15 protein-coding genes are annotated in these 20,685 nt (G+C 53.8%); 3 read left to right on the top strand and 12 right to left on the bottom strand.

All coding sequences use genetic code 11. The features are described from left to right. Positions 1-63: 63 nt before the first annotated feature. Entirely contained in the window at positions 64-1,170 is a 1,107-nt protein-coding gene (locus GW591_RS16265) for an ABC transporter substrate-binding protein (protein ID WP_121019898.1), read from the bottom strand. A 304-nt stretch (positions 1,171-1,474) separates the two neighbouring features. Here GW591_RS16265 and GW591_RS16260 point away from each other — a divergent pair, with 304 nt between their 5' ends. The 3 genes from GW591_RS16260 to treY all read left to right on the top strand — a co-directional run bounded on the left by GW591_RS16260 (position 1,475) and on the right by treY (position 6,105). After that, the gene (locus GW591_RS16260) at positions 1,475-1,666 is read left to right on the top strand and encodes a hypothetical protein (protein ID WP_013578136.1); all 192 of its coding nucleotides are present in this window, start codon (positions 1,475-1,477) and stop codon (positions 1,664-1,666) included. A 144-nt stretch (positions 1,667-1,810) separates the two neighbouring features. Continuing rightward, complete coding sequence (gene treZ / locus GW591_RS16255) at positions 1,811-3,598, top strand: malto-oligosyltrehalose trehalohydrolase (protein WP_166860994.1); 1,788 nt, start codon at positions 1,811-1,813, stop codon at positions 3,596-3,598. Continuing rightward, positions 3,595-6,105, top strand: coding sequence for a malto-oligosyltrehalose synthase (gene treY, locus GW591_RS16250; RefSeq protein ID WP_166860992.1), 2,511 nt, complete (start codon positions 3,595-3,597; stop codon positions 6,103-6,105). The genes treZ and treY overlap by 4 nt, the downstream gene beginning before the upstream one ends. On the opposite strand, the gene GW591_RS16245 is transcribed toward treY, so the two are convergent. From GW591_RS16245 to GW591_RS16195, 11 genes are all read right to left on the bottom strand, one after another. Continuing rightward, positions 6,102-7,178, bottom strand: coding sequence for a mechanosensitive ion channel family protein (locus tag GW591_RS16245; protein WP_166860990.1), 1,077 nt, complete (start codon positions 7,176-7,178; stop codon positions 6,102-6,104). The two genes, treY and GW591_RS16245, sit on opposite strands and share 4 nt — an antisense overlap. Positions 7,179-7,832: 654 nt before the next feature. Continuing rightward, positions 7,833-9,305 (bottom strand): pyridoxal phosphate-dependent decarboxylase family protein, encoded by a 1,473-nt coding sequence (locus tag GW591_RS16240; RefSeq protein WP_013578132.1) that lies wholly within the window; start codon positions 9,303-9,305, stop codon positions 7,833-7,835. 18 nt (positions 9,306-9,323) lie between these two features. Next, complete coding sequence (locus GW591_RS16235; protein WP_014416667.1) at positions 9,324-10,709, bottom strand: diaminobutyrate--2-oxoglutarate transaminase; 1,386 nt, start codon at positions 10,707-10,709, stop codon at positions 9,324-9,326. Positions 10,710-11,263: 554 nt separating this feature from the next. Then, positions 11,264-11,677, bottom strand: coding sequence for a hypothetical protein (locus tag GW591_RS16230; RefSeq protein WP_041673406.1), 414 nt, complete (start codon positions 11,675-11,677; stop codon positions 11,264-11,266). A gap of 102 nt (positions 11,678-11,779) precedes the next feature. After that, a complete protein-coding gene (gene blaRAHN / locus GW591_RS16225) occupies positions 11,780-12,667 on the bottom strand; it encodes an RAHN family extended-spectrum class A beta-lactamase (RefSeq protein WP_112151423.1) in 888 nt (295 codons plus the stop codon). 125 nt (positions 12,668-12,792) lie between these two features. Continuing rightward, the gene (locus GW591_RS16220; RefSeq protein ID WP_013578128.1) at positions 12,793-14,457 is read right to left on the bottom strand and encodes a methyl-accepting chemotaxis protein; all 1,665 of its coding nucleotides are present in this window, start codon (positions 14,455-14,457) and stop codon (positions 12,793-12,795) included. A gap of 236 nt (positions 14,458-14,693) precedes the next feature. Next, positions 14,694-16,283, bottom strand: a complete 1,590-nt coding sequence (locus tag GW591_RS16215) for an ABC transporter ATP-binding protein (protein WP_119262320.1) — start codon at positions 16,281-16,283, stop codon at positions 14,694-14,696. After that, positions 16,280-17,095, bottom strand: a complete 816-nt coding sequence (locus tag GW591_RS16210; RefSeq protein ID WP_166860988.1) for an ABC transporter permease — start codon at positions 17,093-17,095, stop codon at positions 16,280-16,282. Before GW591_RS16210 ends, GW591_RS16215 begins: the two co-directional genes overlap by 4 nt. 18 nt (positions 17,096-17,113) lie before the next feature. After that, positions 17,114-18,052 (bottom strand): ABC transporter permease, encoded by a 939-nt coding sequence (locus tag GW591_RS16205; protein ID WP_051930984.1) that lies wholly within the window; start codon positions 18,050-18,052, stop codon positions 17,114-17,116. Between the two features lie 94 nt (positions 18,053-18,146). Further along, on the bottom strand, positions 18,147-19,688 hold the full coding sequence (locus GW591_RS16200; RefSeq protein WP_173362124.1) for an ABC transporter substrate-binding protein: 1,542 nt from the start codon (positions 19,686-19,688) through the stop codon (positions 18,147-18,149). A gap of 69 nt (positions 19,689-19,757) precedes the next feature. Next, positions 19,758-20,660, bottom strand: a complete 903-nt coding sequence (locus tag GW591_RS16195; RefSeq protein ID WP_119262322.1) for a homocysteine S-methyltransferase family protein — start codon at positions 20,658-20,660, stop codon at positions 19,758-19,760. Positions 20,661-20,685: the final 25 nt, after the last annotated feature.

The following is a 20,685-nucleotide window of genomic DNA, read 5'->3' as shown; positions in this document are numbered from 1 at the left end:
CACCGATCCCTTTCAAAGAGAGCAAATGGATTGAAAGGGATCGATTAACAGGAAAATCCACGATCAGTGTGGTTTCTCACTGGCCGATAACGCAAAGGTTCCCACCGGCATGACAGGCAGGTATTTTTTATAATAATCGTGATAGTTTTTCACCGGATCAATATCCCTGAATAAATCAGGATAAAGGGACTTGGCGATAAACTGCACCATGGTGAAATCCACCAGCGTCCGTGATGCGCCCTGATAAACCCCGAAGAGTTTGTCGTTTTTAATTGCCGGTAATGAACTCCAGCCGTCACGGTGAGCAAATCCGTTGAGTTTTGCTCTTGCTGTAGCTTCATTGACCCCGATGCCCATTTCTAACGCCTTATCGACTTTATTGTTCTCCCTGCCGGAAATAAAAATGACATCCGGTTTGGCAACCAGCAACTGCTCAGGGTTAATTTCGCCCCACTGTTTAACGAAAGGTGCCGCAATATTTTCACCACCTGCAAGACGCAGCATCACCCCCCACATATTTTCACCATAGGTAAATGAATACTCCGCCGGACCTTTATTGCCAAACTCAATATAGACTTTTGGCTTCGGCAGATTCGCCTGTCTGATCCTGTCTTCAATCAGCGTGATGTTATTTTTATAAAGCCGGGCAAGCTCATTCGCGCGACCAGCCTGGCCGGTTAATATCCCGATAATTTCCGTGGATTTCACATGATTTTCCACTGTCTGATCATTGTAATCGAGCACGACAACCGGGATATTCAGGCTCTGAAGCTGCGTGACTTCATACTTCAGGGCGGCGTACTGCCAGCTGGCTAAAATGACCACATCCGGTTTCAGGCTAATCACTTTTTCCAGCGACACGTTGTGCAGGTCGATTTCGCCGATATCCGGAATGTTGGCGATGGACGGACGGTATTTAATATACATATCCCAGTTCGCAGGGACTTTGCCATGCCAGGCTTCGCGGGAGATACCGACAATATGATCAAATGCCTGTTCACCACCGACCGCCATATAATCTTCAAAATAGAAACCTAATACCGCTCTTTTCACCGGGGTTTCTAAGGTTATTTTATTTCCCAGAACATCAGTCAGTGTCGTTGTTGCGGCACCGGACGGTCCGGTTATGACGACTGACAGCATAAAAAGCAAACCATGAAGTAACTTCATTTAATTCCCTTAGGTATTGTGTGATTATTATCTGAGGCTGAAAATTATTTTTATAGCAACCGGTTTATTGCACGGTTTATTTAACTTAAGTCGCCGTAACCCGGTAATACCGCCATGCCCTCATCGCGGCGGGATATTATACGTTTGGTCGGCTGCATCAGTACAGTCACAACTGCATGTTGCCGCAGGTCGGACAAAAGGGAGCACCTGAGGTGAGTTCGGGTGATAACTGTTAATATGAAGCGGAAAACGCTTCTCAGATGCTGAGCTATAATTAAAATTTACCGATGAGAAGGATACTTATATGGCTCCAGTCGCGAGTATATCAGGTGGCGTAATATTTATTATCATTGGCATCGTGATGCTGTGGTTATTAATCAAGGCTTATAAAGCCAATCAGAACAAGAAGTTCTTCACGCCGAGCAAATGCATGCTGCTCATCGGGACCCTCGTCTCTTTCATTATCTCTCTGGTTTTTTTCACCTCCTCTTCCTGATGCCAGCATAATTTTTCCGTGAATGCCCCGGCCTCTGTGCCGGGGTTTAATATCCGACAAGATCGCCCTCTTTTTCATCCTCGACTATGATTATTATTCGTTGGCTAACGGCCGGTTAACGCGACTATTTTGCGAGGTAAAGTGATGCAACGCGATGCATTGACGACAAGCTGGGGGGCCAGTTTCATTTCCGCCGGGACAGTTCGCTTTCGGGTCCGGGCGCCGGGTCAGGCCAACATGACGCTGAGACTTTCCGACGAAGACAGAGAAATGCAGCCGACGGAAAACGGCTGGTTCGAGTTTGTGGCAACCGGTGTTTCTGCCGGTCAGGAGTACCAGTTTATTCTGGCCGATGGCATGCCGGTTCCTGATCCTGCCTCGCGCGCCCAGCTGGCAGGCGTCAACGGTCCTTCCCTGGTCACCTCATCATCGGGCTATGCATGGCGAAATCACCACTGGAAAGGCCGCCCGTGGGAAGAAACCGTCGTCTATGAAATGCATATCGGCACCTTCACACCCGAAGGCACTTTCAGCGCCGCGCAGGCAAAACTCGCTTATCTGGCAGAAACCGGCATCACCATGATTGAAGTGCTGCCGCTCTCACAATTTGGGGGGCAACGCGGCTGGGGTTATGACGGTGTCTTGCTGTACGCGCCTCACTCCGCTTATGGTTCGCCGGATGATTTCAAGGCGTTTGTCGATGCGGCGCACGGTGTCGGCATCTCCGTGGTGCTGGACATCGTGCTCAACCACTTTGGTCCGGAAGGCAATTATCTGCCACTGCTCGCGCCGGATTTCTTCGATGCTCAACGCATGACGGCCTGGGGTGCGGGCATCGATTATCGAAACGAAGCGGCCCGCTGCTATATCGTGGAAGCACCGCTGTACTGGCTAAAAGAATACCGGCTTGACGGTCTGCGCTTTGACGCCATCGATCAGATGAAAGACACCTCTTCCCCGCATATTCTGATTGAAATCGCCGAACGAATTCGCGAAGCGATCACCGATCGCCCGGTGCATCTGACCACCGAAGACAGCCGCAACGTCATCTTTTTACACCCGCGTAATGCCGACGGCACCGTGCCACTGTTTACCGCCGAATGGAATGACGATTTCCATAACGCCATCCACGTTCTCAGCACCGGTGAAACCCACGCCTACTATCAGGATTTCGCGCAGAACCCTGAGAAACTGGCGGCACGCGCGTTAGCGGAAGGTTTCGCGTATCAGGGCGAAAAATCGCCGCAAACCGCTAAACCGCGCGGTACGGTCAGCCGCAGACAGCCGCCGGTAGCCTTTGTCGATTTCATTCAAAATCACGACCAGATTGGTAACCGTGCGCACGGCGACCGGCTGATCACGCTGGCTGGCGCTGAACGTACGCGCGTTCTGTTCGCCGCCTTATTGTTATCGCCGCATATTCCGTTGATGTTTATGGGCGAAGAATACGGCGAAACCAATCCGTTTCTGTTCTTCACCGATTTTGAAGGTGAGCTGGCGCAGGCGGTTCGCGAGGGGCGCGCCCGTGAATTTGAAGGACACAACGGTTACGGCAACGACGCGGTCCCCGATCCTAACGCTCTCAGCACGTTCGAAAATTCGAAACTTGACTGGCAGAAACTGACACATCCCGAAGGCGAAAACACCCTGGCGCTGACCCGCAAGCTGCTGGCGCTGCGCCGGAAATACATCGTGCCCTTACTGACGCCTGCGAAAGGAGAAGTCGGCCAGATTGTCGAAACCTCAACCGGTTTTCTCTCCGTTAAATGGACATTCCCCCGTGGCACGCTTTCGCTGGTACTCAACGTTGGCCAGGACACGCATCCGCTTCCTGAACTGCCAGGAGAAACGATCTTTGCCTGGCCGCAGGATGCCGCGACGTCGGTGCCCGCTTCCCTTATTGTCCGTTTTGCGCCAGGAGTCTTACTGTGAAAATCCCCACCGCGACTTACCGCATTCAGTTCCGTAATGGACTGAACTTTGACACCGCGACAGGGCTTATCCCCTATTTAAAACAACTTGGGATCAGCCATCTTTATGCTTCCCCGGTGTTTACAGCGACGTCTGGTTCCACGCACGGCTACGATGTTACCAACGCCAACGAAATTGACCCGACGATTGGCGGGCGTGAAGGTTTCGACCGTATGGTACAGGCGCTGAAAGCGGCGGGGATCGGGCTGATCCTCGACATTGTGCCCAATCATATGGCGGCCTCACTTGAGAATATCTGGTGGCGTGACGTCATTGAACATGGCAAAAAGAGCCGTTATGCACGCCATTTTGATATCGACTGGTCGCGTCGCCTGACGCTGCCTTTCCTCGGGGACGCTTTTGAGGATGCGCTGGAAAAAGGCGACATTGTGCTGAAGCCTGATCCCAAAACCGGTCAGCCCGCTTTCGCCTATTTCGATACCTATTATCCCGTTGCGCCCGGCACTCTCACGGCGTCTAAAACAGATGACCTGAGCAAAACAGAACTGACTGAATTACATGAGCGCCAGCCCTACCGCCTGATGTGCTGGCGTGACGCGCCCCGTGAACTCTCGTACCGGCGCTTTTTTGAAATCACCGGCCTCGCGGGTGTGCGCGTGGAAGACGAGGGGGTTTTCGATGATACGCACCGGCTGATCCTCGAGCTGGTCCGCTCCGGCGTGGCCGATGGCCTGCGGGTCGATCATGTGGATGGTCTTGCCGATCCCAAAGCCTATCTTGAACGCCTGCGGGAGAAGGCCGGGCCGGACTGCTATATCACGGTGGAGAAAATTCTGGGCAAAGGCGAGCGCCTGCCGCCGGACTGGCCGGTCTCCGGCACCACCGGCTATGAGTTCATTGCCTCGCTTTCGGATGTGCTGGTCAACGATGAAAATATCGCGGTGTTTAGTGAGCTTTACGACAGCGTGGTCGGCAAGCCGGTGGACATGCGCAACGAGCTGCGTGCGGCCAAGCTTATGATGGTGGAAAAGAATTTCGAAGGCGAGTACACCACGCTGTGGAAACTGGCGAACAGCATCGCCGGGACCGGGGGCACGATGTATGACGAAAATGATATCCGTACCGCGCTGCGCGAATTACTGATCGCCTTTCCGGTGTACCGCACTTACGGCACCGAACAGGGTATGCCCGCAGAAGACACCGCGCTTTTGCACAAGATCCTGCGCAAGGTCAGCGCCCCGGCCCTTGCCGTTCAGCCTGAAATCCTTGCGTTTCTGGCGCGCATTCTTTGTGGAGAAACCTCTGCTGCGGCGGCATCGCAGGCCGGTTTATTCCGTACCCGCTTTCAGCAACTGACCGGACCGCTGATGGCAAAATCGGTGGAAGACACACTTTTCTTCCGCCAGAACATGGAACTGGCGCTGAACGAAGTCGGCGCTGAACCGTTAATTCGCACCTTCTCCCTCAGCCGCTTCCATACGGAGATGATAAAACGCCGCGAAGAGCAACCGGCGGCGCTTTCCGCGACATCCACGCATGACACCAAACGGGGGGAAGATGCCCGCGCCAGACTGTTTACGCTGACCGAAGCGCCACAAGACTGGGCCGCCTGTGTAAAACGCTGGCACCGGATGAACGAGTCAAAGGTGATTATGCTTCCCGATGGCCCGGCACCGCGCCCTGCGCTGACATGGATGCTGTATCAGGCGCTGGCGGGCGCGTGGCCGGTCACGCTGACGCCTGAAGATGAACAGGGTTTACAGGAGCTCGACGAAAGATTTCAGAGTTTCGTCGAAAAAGCGCTGCGGGAAGCCAAGCTGCGCACCAACTGGGATAACAACAACGAAGACTATGAAAAGGCCGTGCTGGATTACGCGCATCATCTGCTTTCAGCGGAAAACCGGCTATTCCTGCAAGATTTCCACGCGTCGATCCAGCCATTTATCCATGCCGGACTGGTGAACAGCCTGACCCAGACGGTAATCAAACTGATGGCGCCGGGCGTACCGGATATCTATCAGGGCAGCGAGGCGCTGAATTTCAGCCTTGTTGATCCGGATAACCGTCGTCTGCCGGATTTCACCGGACTGGCGCGGTTGTTACGACAGGATGATAAAACGGGCCGGGGCCAGGCAGAAAGAAAGCTGAACGGCCAGCTGAAACAATACCTCGTGGCGACGCTCGCCGGGCTTCGCCAGCAAAAACCTGCGCTGTTTCAGCAGGGGGACTATGTTCCGCTCAGTGCAACCGGCAAGCACGACGAAAACATCATCGCGTTTGCGCGGGTGCACAATGACGATGCGGTGATTGTTGCGGCACCGCGTCTGGTGCTGGGTTTGCCAGCCCGGGGGTTCCCGCAGGCGGAAATTGTACTGCCGCCCCACCTTGCTTACCGGCACTACCGGGATCTGTTCAGCGATAAAGAAATTACGCTGAGCGACCAGCTAGACATGGCTGTCTGGCCTGGCTTCTCCCCGGTCATACTGATAGCGTCCTCGCCATCTTAACGGTCGCGTTCTGCCTGGGTTTTAACAATCATATTCGGCAATGCCATTTCGATCCCCTGCTCGATCAGCTTTTCAATAATACGAATATTAATTTCCTGCTGAATATCCATGTATTTATTGTAATCGGCAGTATTGACGATGTGGACCACTTCGATATTCAGGCGATCGGTACCAAAACCCAGCAAATGTGCGCGGTCGAATTTCGTTTCGCCGACATCAATAATAATTTCCTTTACCATGTCACCGATATTGCGCAGCTTTTCCGGCGGCGTACTAATCGCGACACCAAAATTGAAAACAATGCGGCGGGTTTGCATGCGTTTGTAGTTATGCAGCGTTTGCTGGAGCAGGATGGCATTACCGCAAACAATTTGTTCCCCGCTCAGGCTGCGTATCCGGGTCGTCTTCAGGCCAATATGTTCGACAGTACCGGCAACATCATTGAAAACGACGAAATCGCCAATTTCGAAAGGCTTATCAAAGCCGATAGATAATGACGCGAACACATCGCTGAGAATGGTCTGGATCGCCAGCGCGATAGCGATACCGCCCACGCCCAGACTGGCGACCAGCGCGGTAATGTTCACGCCCACATTCGCCAGTATCGACAGCAGCATCACCGACCACACTACCGCCCGGAAAATCAGCCCGGTGATCACCAGCGTTACCGGATTTTTGTTCATACCGGGCTGACGCATAATATGACGTAACCACGAGACCACCGCCTGATCCAGCCACAATGCCATCTGGAACGCCAGCACCAGAAACCATGCGTGACTGATGGTGTTGTAGAGATTATCGGGCAGATTAACGAACCTCAGGCTGAACAAAAAAGCCGCAATGAAAATGAGTAAATTACTCGTCCGGTTGAGGATCTCGCCCAGAATAAAACGAATCCGGTGGCTGGCCTCATTAACCTCCCCCCAGCGTTTTACGCCCTTGCGCAAAAACGAGACCAGCCAGCTCAGCAGCCAGTATGTGACAAGCGTGACGACACACATCGTCGCGACACCTATCCAGAACACCGGCGCCATCACCAGCGCGATAAAATCAAAGCGTGATAGAAAATTCATCTTCCCTCCCGGAATTAATCACAAACCTCCAGTATAGGAAACAGGTCAGCGCAGGGGTCAGGAATAGGAAAGGTCGGTAGACAACCGGCGTTGCCGCAGAGGTAAAACTTTGCAGACGTCTTAACGTCATCGGTATTTATATTACGTTCTGTCCGGTTTACTATGATTTCTGGCGTGAGCCCGATGTTCTGAAAAACGTTCAACTGAGGTGCTTGATATGAAAAGAGCTTTAGTGATTGGTTATATGTCGTTCGTTTCAATTGCATTGGTCGCCGCGCTGATAATCGGTGCCCGAAACGGATAACAAAGGCCCGGTAAGGTGAGTGATAACGTCTGGGTGAGTGCGGGGCATGATGCGAAAAGCGTTCTGCCACCCAAAAATATGCGCTCTTTGTGGCACTTTTTTGTCAATGACTTGAACAGGACAGGGGTCTGGGATTACTCTTAGATCAGCTGACGCAAGAGCAGCGGATCGTAAGCACCATACCCTTAAATAGCCCACCCATGAGGTGGGTTCTTTTTTGCCTGTCGCTCAGCATTAAGAATTATCCTGGTCAGAAAGTCATTCAGACGTAAAAAAGCCGGTGATACTTTTGTATCACCGGCTTTTTGCTGCGGGTTAACGCAGAACGAAACTTATGCTTCAGTAATGACTTATGCGTTCAGCAATTGCTGTGCGGTTTTCTCAACCAGCGCCAGCAGGACTTTCACGTCTTCCAGCGTTACTGTCGGGTTCAGCAAGGTCAGCTTCAGACAGGTGACGCCATTATGCTCGGTCACACCGACGTTAGCACGGCCAGATTCCAGCAGCGCATCGCCGATTTTCTGGTTCAGCAGTGCAATAGCCGCATCGCTGCTGCCCGCCAGTTGCTCAGGACGATAACGGAACAGAACACTCGCCAGTTGCGGCTTCATCACCAGTTCCAGCGCGGCTTCAGAAGTCACATATTGCGCGACTTCCTGAGCCAGCGTCACACCGTGATCGATGATCGCGGCATACTGTTTCTGACCTAACGCCTCAAGCCCCATCCACAGTTTCAGCGCATCGAAACGACGGGTGGTTTGCAGGGATTTGGACACCAGATTCGGTACGCCAGCCGCTTCGTCGAACTCAGAGTTCAGGTAAGCCGCCTGATAACGCATCAGCTCGTAATGACGCTCTTCTTTGAGCAGGAATGCGCCGCAGCTGATGGTCTGGAAGAACTGTTTGTGGAAGTCCAGCGTGATGGAATCCACTAACTCAATGCCGTCCAGATAATTGCGGTATTTTTCGGACAGCAATAATGCACCGCCCCATGCCGCATCCACATGCACCCAAATCTGATGCTCTGCCGCCAGTTCAGCAATAGCACGCAGCGGGTCGATAGCCCCCGCATCGGTGGTACCGGCTGTCGCCACAATGGCCAGGATCTGATCGCCACTGGCTTGCGCCTGTGCCACTTTCTCGCGCAAATCGTTGAGATCCATACGGGCAAACTCATCGGTTTTCACCAGCGTGACACACTGATAGCCCAGACCGAGCAGCGCCATGTTCTTCTGCACAGAGAAATGTGCGTTTTCAGAACATAACACTTTAATCTTGCGCAGATTACCGACCAGCCCATCCTGCTGAATGGAATGCCCCTGACGCGCGAAGAAGGCATCGCGTGCCAGCATCAGCCCCATCAGATTGCTCTGGGTGCCGCCGCTGGTGAACACGCCTGCGTCGCCAGCCTGATAGCCCACCTGAGTACGCAGCCATTCGATCAGCTTCATCTCAATGATGGTTGCTGACGGGCTTTGATCCCAGGAGTCCATACTCTGGTTCGTGGCGTTGATCAGCACTTCCGCCGCCTGGCTGACCACCAGACTCGGGCAATGCAAATGCGCCACACATTGCGGGTGATGCACAGACAGGCTGTCTTTTAAAAAGTACTCAATCGCACGTTCAATCGCGGCCTGGTTACCCAGACCGTTTGGATTGAAGTCCAGCCTGATACGTTCACGCAGCTCAGCAACGGTTTTGCCCTGATACATCTCAGGTTGTTTCAGCCACTGCACAACAGCTTCACTGCTCTGCGCAATGGCCTGCTGGTAGGCTTCAGTGCTTTGCGCTGAGCCTGCCAGAATCGGATTTAACTCGGACATCAGAATCTCTTACTCCGCTCAGACAGGTTTGATGCCAGCCGCTAACAGCGCCTGCTCAAACTTATCGAGGAAAATACCCAGCTCATCGTTGGTGATCAGCAGGGAAGGCAACAGGCGCAGCACACAACCATTACGGCCACCGCGTTCGAGGATCAGGCCAGCCTGGAAGCATTTTTTCTGCAGCAATGCAGACAATTCGCCGTCAGCCGGATAGCAACCCATGTGATCCTGCGCTTCGTCTGGTTTGACGATCTCAATACCGATCATCAGGCCCAGACCACGCACGTGACCGATAACCGGATAGCGTTTCTGCATGTCAGCCAGTTTGGCTTTCAGCCATTCACCCTGCGCTGCCACTTTCTCGGCGATTTTTTCTTCTTTCAGGATTTTCAGCGTGGTCAGGCCGGTGGCCATCGCCAGCTGGTTACCGCGGAAGGTACCGGTATGGTGACCCGGAGCCCAGGCATCGAACTCTTTCTTAATACCCAGAACCGCCAGTGGCAGACCGCCGCCGACCGCTTTGGACATCACGATAATATCCGGCTCAATGCCCGCGTGTTCGAAGGCAAACTGTTTGCCGGTACGGCAGAAACCCGCCTGCACTTCGTCAAGGATCAACAGAATGCCGTGTTCCTGAGTCACTTTACGGATGCGCTGCAACCACTCAGCCGGAGCCGGGTTCACGCCGCCTTCGCCCTGAACCGCTTCCAGAATGACAGCCGCAGGTTTGCGAACGCCGCTCTCAACGTCGTTGATCAGGTTTTCGAAGTAATAGGTTAATGCTTTAACGCCAGCGTCACCGCCAATGCCCAGCGGGCAGCGGTACTGGTGCGGGTAAGGCATAAACTGCACTTCCGGCATCATGCCATTAACAGCTTCTTTCGGAGACAGGTTACCGGTCACCGCCAGTGTGGCGTGTGTCATACCGTGGTAGCCACCCGAGAAACTGATGATACCGCTACGGCCGGTGACTTTTTTAGCCAGTTTCATGGCAGCTTCAACAGCGTCAGCACCCGACGGACCGGTGAACTGCAGGCAATACTCTTTGCCCTGTTGTGGCAATAAAGAAAGCAGATATTCAGAGAACTGATCTTTCAACGGTGTTGTCAGATCCAGTGTATGTAACGGCAAGCCGCTGGTAATGACATTTTGGATGCTTTGCAGCACGTCAGGATGATTATGTCCAAGAGCAAGCGTACCCGCACCGGCCAGGCAATCAAGATATTGATTATTCTCAACATCCGTGATCCAAACGCCATTGGCCTTCGCAATTGCCAGAGGCAACTTACGTGGATAGCTCCGAACATTCGATTCAAATTCAGCTTGTCTTGCCAAATAGGTTTCATTGTTTCCGTTTAATGAATTCGCACCAAAACTGTCAATACGGACTTTATCCGTCATCATATCTCTCCTACAACCGTGTGTTATTAGAACGCCACAATTGAATAAATTTGATTAAGAAAATTACAAGCGTATGAAAAACGCGGCCAATATATGGCTTTTTTGCCCCCACCTCAATAATTTATTTTGTATAGATTTGTTTATTCTTTCCTATAGGAATCAATATGTTGATGATTTAATGAACGATCGTGCTGACTTAACTCCGTTACACGGTCATTAATAAAGCACTAAAAAGCACATCCGTCTTGCGGAACGACGGGTCAACACGCGACATATCAGGCTTAAAATCACACCGTTGTCAGGCATCAATACCCCTGCGGCTACGACGTCGCACCGGGGGTTGATGCCCGGTGAACAGTCTTTCAGGAAAGTTGTTTAATTATAGCCTGCGGCCGTTATATGGGCCATGATATTAAAGTACGGTGCAGTAACTGGCTGAATAGCCGTCAGATATAAATTTTGAAATATATTACACCGCGACATCGGTGCGGTTATTACAGAAATAATACAGAGAATAATGTCCGCCGCGTATATAAACAATCCCTTCGGATATTTCCCTAATTATTCAGCTCATTAACCCGACCTTTGCGGTAGAACTCATATAAGGTGACGTAATCCTGGAACACCTGCGACAAAATCGCATCGGTTTCCGGCGGAAGGATGCTGTTGGTCTGCATCTGATAGCGCGTTCGCACCGCATCAATCCACAGTTTATCAGCCGCCGGACCCGGTTCCTGAACCAGATGAGCCAGCCAGTACACCGTGTTTTTCTTCACCGTCACCACAGGCTCAGGGCAACGGCAGCACCACCAGACCGGTTGCAGTATTTTGGAAAATAAAACGCCGCTGACTGATTGCCAGACCGAAGAGGTCAACGGTAGCGGAACCCACGCGCGCTGCCAGTGCGTAGCCTGTCCCGTCAGCAATGACATCATGAGCGCCTGCGCAGATCCTGAAAACGGCCTGGACATTCTATTCCCTTCTCTTGTTTCTAAAATAACCCATATCTGCCCGTTACACGGCAATCAAAAAGGGCTCTTGCGGGCCCTTTTCTTTGTCCTTTTCAACGTAAATCAATAACCCTGCGTCACAATCTTCGCGGCAGAAGCCAGCACATCGCGGCGGGATTTCGCGTCTTTCTGCGGCTGGGTGAAATAAGTAATCAGGATCAGCGGGGCCTTATTATCCGGCCAGATCACCGCAATATCATTGGTTGTGCCGTAATCGCCGCTGCCGGTTTTATCGCCGACCACCCAGGTCGCAGGCAGCCCCGCACGGATACTCATCGCGCCGGTCGTGTTGCCTTTCATCCATTCCACCAGTTGCGCGCGTTGCGGTTCAGCCAGCGCGCTGCCCAGCGTGACGTGTTGCAGACTCAGAGCCATCGCACGCGGTGAAGTGGTGTCGCGGTCATCCCCCGGAATGGCGGTGTTCAGCGTTGGTTCAGTGCGGTCCAGCCGGAACGTTTTATCGCCGAGCGTACGGGCGTATTCCGTGACTTTCCGCGGGCCACCAAGCTGCTCAATCAGTTTATTCATGGCGGTATTATCGCTGTACTGCAAGGCGGCGGCAGCCAGTTCGCCTACCGTCATGCCGGTATCGAGATGCTTTTCGGTGATCGGGTTATAATTTACCAGATCAGATTTTTTGAGGCTGACGCGGCGGTTCAGCAACTCCGTTTGCGTTTCGCTCTGTTTAAGAATGGCTGACGCGGCCATGAACTTGCTGGTGCTGCACATGGCAAAACGTTCATCAGCGCGGTAAGCAATCTGGGAATTGTCTTCAGTATTAATCAGCATCACACCAAGACGACCGCCGCTGTCTTTTTCCAGCGCCGCAAGTTGCTGCTGCACAGACGTCATTTTTGTCGCCGTTTGCGCCCATGACACCGCACTGAATGCGAGCATTGGCACTACAGCCGCCGCCATCAGCACAGTTTTACGCAGGGTATTTTTCATCATCAAAGCCTTCTCCTTTATATTGGCGAAGGGATTATGGCAAAAGCTGAGGCAGAAAGTAAAAAACCCGACAGAAATTGTCAGGTTTTAAACATGAAACGGAAAACTTTGAGAAACTAACAGGAGATTTAGAACGTTTCCCAGTTGCCCTGATCAGCGGCCGGAACCGGCTGACGGTTTGACAGCAAGGCGGGAGATTTTGTCTGCCCGGCTTTACGCACCGCCGCCGTTGCCGAACCGGCGCTGACTTTAAAGATACTGATCGCCTGAGATAAACGCTCAGCCTGCTCATTGAGCGAGTATGCCGCCGACGAAGCTTCCTGCACTAATGCGGCGTTCTGCTGGGTGACTTCATCCATCTGAGTGATGGCTTTGTTGATCTCTTCAATGCCGGTGCTTTGTTCGTTACTGGCAATCGCAATTTCGCCCACGATGTCAGTCACATTTTTTACGCTGGACACCACTTCCGCCATGGTAGCCCCGGCTTTGGCAACCAGTTGCGTGCCGTTATCCACTTTCGCCACCGAGTCGTCGATCAGCACTTTGATCTCTTTCGCGGCACTGGCAGAACGTTGCGCCAGATTGCGCACTTCGGAAGCCACGACAGCAAATCCACGGCCCTGCTCACCGGCACGCGCCGCTTCAACGGCGGCGTTCAACGCCAGAATGTTGGTCTGGAAAGCAATGCCGTCAATCACTGCAATGATATCGACGATTTTACGCGAGGAAGTGTTGATACCTTCCATTGTATTCACCACTTCGCCCACCACTTCGCCACCCTGCACCGCCACGCGGGAAGCCTGCGCGGCCAGCAGATTAGCCTGACGCGCGTTATCAGCGTTCTGCTTCACGGTGGCGGTCATCTGCTCCATCGCCGACGCAGTTTCTTCCAGCGAACTGGCCTGCTGTTCAGTGCGGGAAGACAAATCGAGGTTTCCGGCAGCAATTTCGCTGGACGCGCTGGTGATGGCATTGGTGCCGGCACGCACTTCGGTCACAATTTTCAGCAGGTTTTCATTCATGTTTTTCAGCCCCTGCATGAGCTGCCCGGTTTCATCCTGCGACATCACCTGGATTTGTGTGGTCAGATCCCCTGCCGCCACGTTTTCTGCCACTTTCACTGCGGTATGCAATGGACGGGTGATTGAACGCGTCAGGAAATAGCCCAGCGCCGCCGCCATTAAAATCGCCAGCGCGGAGAAAATCAGCGTCAGTTGAATGGCGGTGGCGCCATCTGCTATCGCTGTTTTACCTTCAGCCTGCAACTGCTGATCCTGAGAGTTGGCAAATGCGGTTGCCAGATCCAGATACGCATTTTGCGAGGTAGTGAGTTTGCGCAGAACAAATTCGGTCGCGCCGTCCATGTCACCGGCACGGGCTAAGGCAATCAGTTGCTCTTTCGCCGTTTCGAAGGTTTCACCCGCTTCCTGCAACGTTTTAATTTTCTGCTTGCCCGTCACGGTGGATTGGATCGCGGCGATTTTATCCATCGCTAAATTGGTTTTTTTGACCGTGTCATCCAGTTGTAAATAACGCTTTTTATTCTGTTCAGGATTTTTAGTATCGATAACGATACCCCGCAGATATTTAATCTGGTCGTTTACGCCGTCGCGAACATCAAATGCCAGCCGGACTTTCACGTACCGGTCGCTGATTATTTGTTCAATACTGGTGTTAATGCTGCTTATTTTGGTGATTGCAATCCCGCTGACAATGACTAAAAGCAAAATGACAAGGCTGAATGCGGCCCCTAAACGGGCGCCGACACGCATATTGTTGATCAGTTTAAACATTTTATTTCCCTTATTTCCTGGCCAATAAAACAAATACCATGAAAAAAAATTCAAAATATTGGTTACATAGCGGAACGACTTTCTAATGATTTATTTAATTCAAAAGGGTTATCGGTATAAATAAGGGAATCTTTAGTGACGTTAATATTGCGAAAGTGTAAATAAGGATGACCATTTTGCTTCCTCCCCTGCGAAGGGGAGGAGCACAACAAAAGCGCCGGGCAGGAGGACAAGTATTAATTAGCAAACATTTCCTCCAGCCAGCCCACCCGCATTTCAGGCACCGAACGCAGTAACTCGCGGGTGTAATCGTCCAGAGGTTCGGCGAGTGCAGATGCCACCGGGCCGTGGCGCACAATCACGCCTTGTCTGAGCACCGCGACTTCGTCCGCCACTTCACGTACCACCTGTAAATCGTGGGTGATAAACAGGTAAGCAATGCCGGTTTCCTGCTGGATTTGGCGCAGTAACGCCAGGACATCGCGGGCGACTAACGGGTCGAGTGCCGACGTTGGCTCGTCACAAACGATAATTTTTGGCTCAGCCGCCAGCGCCCGCGCAATACACACACGCTGTTTCTGCCCGCCGGAAAGTGCGGCAGGGAAACGCATCGCAAGTTCAGCGTGTAATCCGACCTGCGCCAGCAATTCACTGACCCGCGCCTCACGCTGGCTGCGGTTCAGCGACGTAAAGCAGGCCAGCACACGGGAAATCTGGCTGCCAATACGCTCTTTAGGATTCAGCGCCGTGTCGGGGATCTGATGAATGAGTTGCACATCGCGCAACTGAACGCGGCTGCGCTGGCGCAAACTGGCAGGTAATACTTGCTGATTCAGACTGACTTCACCGGTTTGCGGCGTGAGCAGTCCGCAAATCACTTTGCCGAGCGTAGATTTCCCCGAGCCGGATTCGCCGATCACCGCCAGCGTGCGCCCGCGCGGCAAGCTCAGTGAAATGTTTTGCAGCACCGGCTGCGCATGATAGCGCGCACTGATGTTGCGGATATCCAGCGCCACCGGCGCATCGCCGGTTTGCGGCGTTTTGCTCCCGCCCTGCGCATGCAGCAAACGGCGGGTGTAATCCTGTTGCGGCTGGCTCAGCAGTTGCGCCGTTTCCGCCTGTTCAACCGTTTTACCGTGCTGCAATACCATGATGTGATCGCTTATCTGCGCAACGACCGCCAGATCATGGCTGATGTAAATCGCCGCGACGCCGGAAAAGCGGATCACATCGCTGATGGCTTTCAGCACACCGAGCTGTGTGGTGACATCCAGCGCGGTGGTCGGCTCATCGAAAATCAACAACTCAGGACCGGCGCACAGTGCCATCGCAATCATCGCGCGCTGTAACTGACCGCCGGAAACCTGATGCGGATAACGCTGATAAAATGCCTGTGGATCCGGCAGGCCGAGTTGTTCAAACAGCGCAATGGCTTTGGCCTGCGCTTGCTGTCGGGGATAAATTTTATGTTTCAGCGCCGCCTCAATCACCTGCTCACCGAGCGTGATCGCCGGATTAAACGCCGCTCCGGCAGACTGTGCGACATAAGCAATCTGCCTGCCGCGCACCTGCCGCAACTGGCGGTCAGAAAGTTGTGTCAGTTCCTGCCCGCTGAATGTAATTCTGCCGGACTGAATGCGCATCCCCTGACGACAGTGCCCGAGAATGGCCAGTCCGATGGTGGATTTACCTGCGCCTGATTCGCCGATCAGCCCCAGCACTTCGCCTTGCTTCACCGTGAAAGAGACGTCATCCACCAGCGTGCGCGGATTTTTACCCTGCGACACCACGTGCAGGTTTTCGACATGCAGTAAGTGCTCATTCATGCTTTTTTCCCCCACACACGACGCTCACCGCTCATCAGCCAGTCCGCCACGGCGTTGACCGCCAGCGCCAGTACCGCGATGGCGCCGCCCGGCACCAGCGCCGCCCAGACGCCAAACAAAATACCGTCTTTGTTATCGCGCGCCAGTCCGCCCCAGTCGGCGGTGGGTGGCTGAATACCCAGCCCGAGGAATGACAGCGCAGAGAGAAACAGCAAAATAAAAATAAAACGCAGGCCGAATTCGGCAATCAGCGTCTGAAGCGCATTGGGTAAGATCACATGCCAGAGGATCCAGCCGAGGCTTTCGCCGCGCAACCGTGCCACATCAACAAATTCCATCACGCCGATATCCACCGCGAGGGATCGTGCCACGCGCAGCACACGGGTCGATTCCAGCAAGCCGAGCACCAGCGTCAGCACCAGAATGGTTTTTGGCAAGACGGCCAGCACAATCAGCGCCAGGATCAGCGTCGGGATAGCCATGACGATATCGTTGCAGCGGGAAATCATCTGATCCAGCCAGCCGCCGCGCAGTCCGGCAATAAACCCGAACGTACAACCGACGATAAACGCCACCAGCGCCGCCAGCGCGGTCACCCCAAGGGAAACGCGGGTGCCCCAGATCAGGCGGGAGAGCAAATCACGTCCGAGATTATCCGTGCCGAGAATGGAATCCGGTCCCGGTAAATCCCAGGACATCCCAAGCGTTTGATCCGGCGCGTGAGGCGCCAGCCACGGCGCAAAAATGGCGATCAGAATAAACAGACTCAGCACCAGCAGGCCAAGTATCGAAGCAGGTTTTAATGCAGGCATTACAGCAATTCCTAAGATTCAGCGGTTGTGGCGTAAACGCGGATTGGCGACCAGTGCCATCACATCCGCCAGCAAATTCAGCAGGATATAAATGCCAGCCAGCAGCAGCGCGCAATCCTGCATCACCGGAATATCACGTTTGCTGATGCTGTCGACCATGTACTGCCCGAGTCCCGGATAAACAAATACGTTCTCAACAATCACCACACCGACCATCAGATACGCCAGATTGATCGCCACGACGTTGATGATCGGCCCCACGGCATTGGGCAATACGTGACGCCACAAAATGCGCGACGGCGACAGCCCTTTGAGCAACGCAGTATCGACATACGCCGAACTTTGCGCGGCAATCAGCGCGGCGCGGGTCATGTTGCTCATATGGCCAAGGATCGCCAGCACCAGCGTGGCACACGGCAGGGAAATGGCGGAGAGTTTAGCTGCCAGCGGCATATCCGCCGTAATACTGCTGTTGCTCGGCGCCCATGCCAGCGTGATGGCAAAAATCAGGATCAGCAGATAGCCGGAGAAAAACTCCGGCAGCGCGACGGTTGCGCGGGTGATGGCGTTGAGCAGCGTATCAATTACGCTGCCCTGATAACGAACGGAAATAAATCCGATCAGCAGCGCCAGCGGAACCGCAATCGCGGCGGTACATCCGGCCAGAAACAACGTGTTGCCCAGGCGGGTAAACAGCGGGCCGCTGATGGCTTCACGGGTGGAGAAACTGGTGCCAAAATCGCCGTGCAACACACCGGCCAACCAGCTCAGATAACGGCTGACTGCCGGTTTATCCAGCCCCAGTTGCAAGTTCAGTTCGCGGATGGCATCCGGCGTGGCGCTCTGGCCGAGGATCGCCGTCGCAGCATTGCCCGGCAGCAGTTGCACACCGGCAAAAATCAGCACGGAAACTGCCAGCACCACCAGCACGCCATAAAACAGGCGTATCAGCACCATGCTCAGCAAGCTGGAATGAGGTTGCGAAAAACGGCCCGCAGGCCGTTGAGTCGCTTTCTGTTGTGCAGATAAGTCAGACATATTTTTACCCGGTTCAGCCTTCGATCCAGACTTTCTCTGCCGCACGGTTACCGCTCAGCGGCATCCCCGGAACGGACGTGAACCCTTTGATTTTGGCGGAACAACCGTCGAGTGCATCGGCATACAGCGGAATGATCTCGCTGCCCTGATCAACCAGCATCACCTGAATGTCATGGTAAATCTGTTTGCGGCGCGCTTCGTCCGCTTCACCGCGCGCGGCTTTGACCATCGCATCGAAAGCCGGTACGTGCCACGCGGATTCGTTCCATGAAGACTGGCTGGTGAACACCAGCGAGAGCAGCGCATCGGCGGTCGGACGGTTCGCCCAGTTCGACGACACGAAGGCTTTCTTCTGCCAGATATCATTCCAGAACGCATCGTCCGGCACGCGCACCACATTCAGATTAATGCCAGCTTTGGCGGCGGATTGCTGATAAAGCTGACCGGCATCAACCGCACCAGGGAAACCGGCATCGGCAACGTTCAGGGTCAGCGGGCCGCTGAACCCGGATTTCTTCCAGTGGAACTGGGCTTTTTCAGGGTCGTACGGACGCTGCGGAATGTCTTTCGCGAAGTAACGGTTCGACGGGAAAATCGGGTTATCGTTCGCGACGCTGGCGTAGCCGCCGAGCACGGTATCGATAATTTTCTGACGATCGATGGCGTATTTCAGCGCCAGACGGCCATCAACATTATCGAACGGCGCCAGATTCGACAGCCCCGGGAAGGTATAAATCATACTGTCTTTGGCGCGCACCAGTTTCAGGTTCGGCATACGTTCGATGCGGCTGACGATGCGCGGATTCACACGGTTAATCAATTGTGCCGAACCACTGACCAGTGCCGCCACACGGGCCGTTGAATCATTCATCGCCAGCGTTTCGACAGAATCGACATGCCCGCGTTCGCTGTTCCAGTAGTTCGGATTGCGTTTAGTCAGCGTAGAGACGCCCGGCTGGAATTTCTCAAGGATAAATGCGCCGGTACCGATGCCTTTGTCAAAGTTTTCATTTTCAGCGGTAATGGCGAAATGCACGGCGCTCAGCAGCCAGACGAATTCAACGTCCGGCGCGGTCAGTTTAATCGTGACTTCATGGTCGCCGGTGGCTTCAATTGAACTGACGGTATCGAGATAACCTTTCACCGGCGAGGTGGATTTCTCACCACGATGGTGATTCAGGGAGTACACCACATCTTTCGCGCCCAGCGAGCGGCCATCGTGGAACTGCACGCCCTGACGAATTTTCAGCACCCAGGTTTTGCTGCCGTCGGTTGAGGCCCAGGCTTCAGCCAGTGATGGGGCCAGTCTGGCGTTTTCGTCGATTTCCACCAGATTGTTAAACATCTGAGAACCGACGAAATACATGTAAGTTTCGAACCAGAATGCCGGATCCAGACGGTCAGTGCTGGAAGCGTTATCCACACCAACAACCAGATGCCCGCCTTTTTTCGGCTTTTCTGCCTCCGCAGCAAAGGCATTGCCCAGCCACAAAGAGTGGGTAGCCGCAGCAACGGAAAGTGCCCCCGCACTTTTGATAAACGAACGACGATCAATCATGTTTTTCCCCTGTCTGCGAAGAATGCATCTTCAGAATTAATGTGCGTTTTATTCTTTTTATGGATGTTATTTAGCAAAGGCCTGCTTAAGCGCGGCGATGTGTTCCGGCCCGATCCCGCAACATCCCCCGACCATGGTGGCACCCTGCGCCACCCAGTCTTTCGCGAAATCCAGGTATCCGGCAGGATCGGTGTCCTGACGCATTTTGCTCAGCCCTTCATTGGCACCGCGCTGATTATCGGAAGGTTCGAAGGCATTGGCATACACGCCGATATCAAGCGCAGATCCCTGCGCCGTCAGTGCGGCACGCGCGGTTTTCACCGCCGTGGCCATCACTTCAGGCCGGCTGCAATTGAACAGCACCGCACTGGCAGAAATCCGTAATGCGCCGTTTACGGCATCATCAACTGATTCGCCGGAGCGCAGCAGCGCATTGCCATTTTCATCAAGATTGTCCTGCAAGGTAAAAGACAGCCACAGCGGACGCGGGTCATCGCCGAGCACATCACGCACGGCTTCGACTTCCGCCACAGAGCTTTGCGTTTCGGCCAGCCAGACATCGACGCTGTCCGTCAGATTATTCACCAGCACTTGCAGTAATTTTTTGGCTGCCACCGGTTCGAACAGATCCGGACGATAAGACCCGAGAACCGGAGGAAGTGAACCCGCGACCAGCACATCAGCCGGTGCTGCATCCGCTGCTTCCCGCGCCAGCTTGCCGGAAAGCGCAATCAGCGCCGCGCCCTGCTCCACAAAAACATCTTCACTAATATGGAACGGCACCACGGCGTAACTGTTGGTGGTGATGACCTGAGAACCGGCAGCAATAAAAGCATCGTGAGCGGCTCGCACAAATTCCGGAGCCTCCATCAGTGCCAGCGCAGACCATTCAGGCTGACGAAAAGGAGCGCCCATCCGGGCCAGTTCGCGCCCCATGCCGCCGTCGAGGATTTTAACGTTACTGAACATTGTGTCACCGCCGTTGTATTTTTCT

This window comes from Rahnella aceris, assembly GCF_011684115.1.
Lineage (GTDB): Bacteria > Pseudomonadota > Gammaproteobacteria > Enterobacterales > Enterobacteriaceae > Rahnella > Rahnella aceris.
This window is presented reverse-complemented; position numbering and strand designations above follow the sequence as displayed.

What these genes read in the sequence shown, in the direction of transcription:
- GW591_RS16265 (WP_121019898.1), bottom strand. Translation starts at nt 1,170, where the DNA reads ATGAAGTTACTTCATGGTTTGCTTTTTATGCTGTCAGTCGTCATAACC.
- GW591_RS16260 (WP_013578136.1), top strand. Translation starts at nt 1,475, where the DNA reads ATGGCTCCAGTCGCGAGTATATCAGGTGGCGTAATATTTATTATCATT.
- treZ (WP_166860994.1), top strand. Translation starts at nt 1,811, where the DNA reads ATGCAACGCGATGCATTGACGACAAGCTGGGGGGCCAGTTTCATTTCC.
- GW591_RS16245 (WP_166860990.1), bottom strand. Translation starts at nt 7,178, where the DNA reads ATGAATTTTCTATCACGCTTTGATTTTATCGCGCTGGTGATGGCGCCG.
- GW591_RS16240 (WP_013578132.1), bottom strand. Translation starts at nt 9,305, where the DNA reads ATGTCCGAGTTAAATCCGATTCTGGCAGGCTCAGCGCAAAGCACTGAA.
- GW591_RS16235 (WP_014416667.1), bottom strand. Translation starts at nt 10,709, where the DNA reads ATGATGACGGATAAAGTCCGTATTGACAGTTTTGGTGCGAATTCATTA.
- GW591_RS16230 (WP_041673406.1), bottom strand. Translation starts at nt 11,677, where the DNA reads ATGTCCAGGCCGTTTTCAGGATCTGCGCAGGCGCTCATGATGTCATTG.
- blaRAHN (WP_112151423.1), bottom strand. Translation starts at nt 12,667, where the DNA reads ATGATGAAAAATACCCTGCGTAAAACTGTGCTGATGGCGGCGGCTGTA.
- GW591_RS16220 (WP_013578128.1), bottom strand. Translation starts at nt 14,457, where the DNA reads ATGTTTAAACTGATCAACAATATGCGTGTCGGCGCCCGTTTAGGGGCC.
- GW591_RS16215 (WP_119262320.1), bottom strand. Translation starts at nt 16,283, where the DNA reads ATGAATGAGCACTTACTGCATGTCGAAAACCTGCACGTGGTGTCGCAG.
- GW591_RS16210 (WP_166860988.1), bottom strand. Translation starts at nt 17,095, where the DNA reads ATGCCTGCATTAAAACCTGCTTCGATACTTGGCCTGCTGGTGCTGAGT.
- GW591_RS16205 (WP_051930984.1), bottom strand. Translation starts at nt 18,052, where the DNA reads ATGGTGCTGATACGCCTGTTTTATGGCGTGCTGGTGGTGCTGGCAGTT.
- GW591_RS16195 (WP_119262322.1), bottom strand. Translation starts at nt 20,660, where the DNA reads ATGTTCAGTAACGTTAAAATCCTCGACGGCGGCATGGGGCGCGAACTG.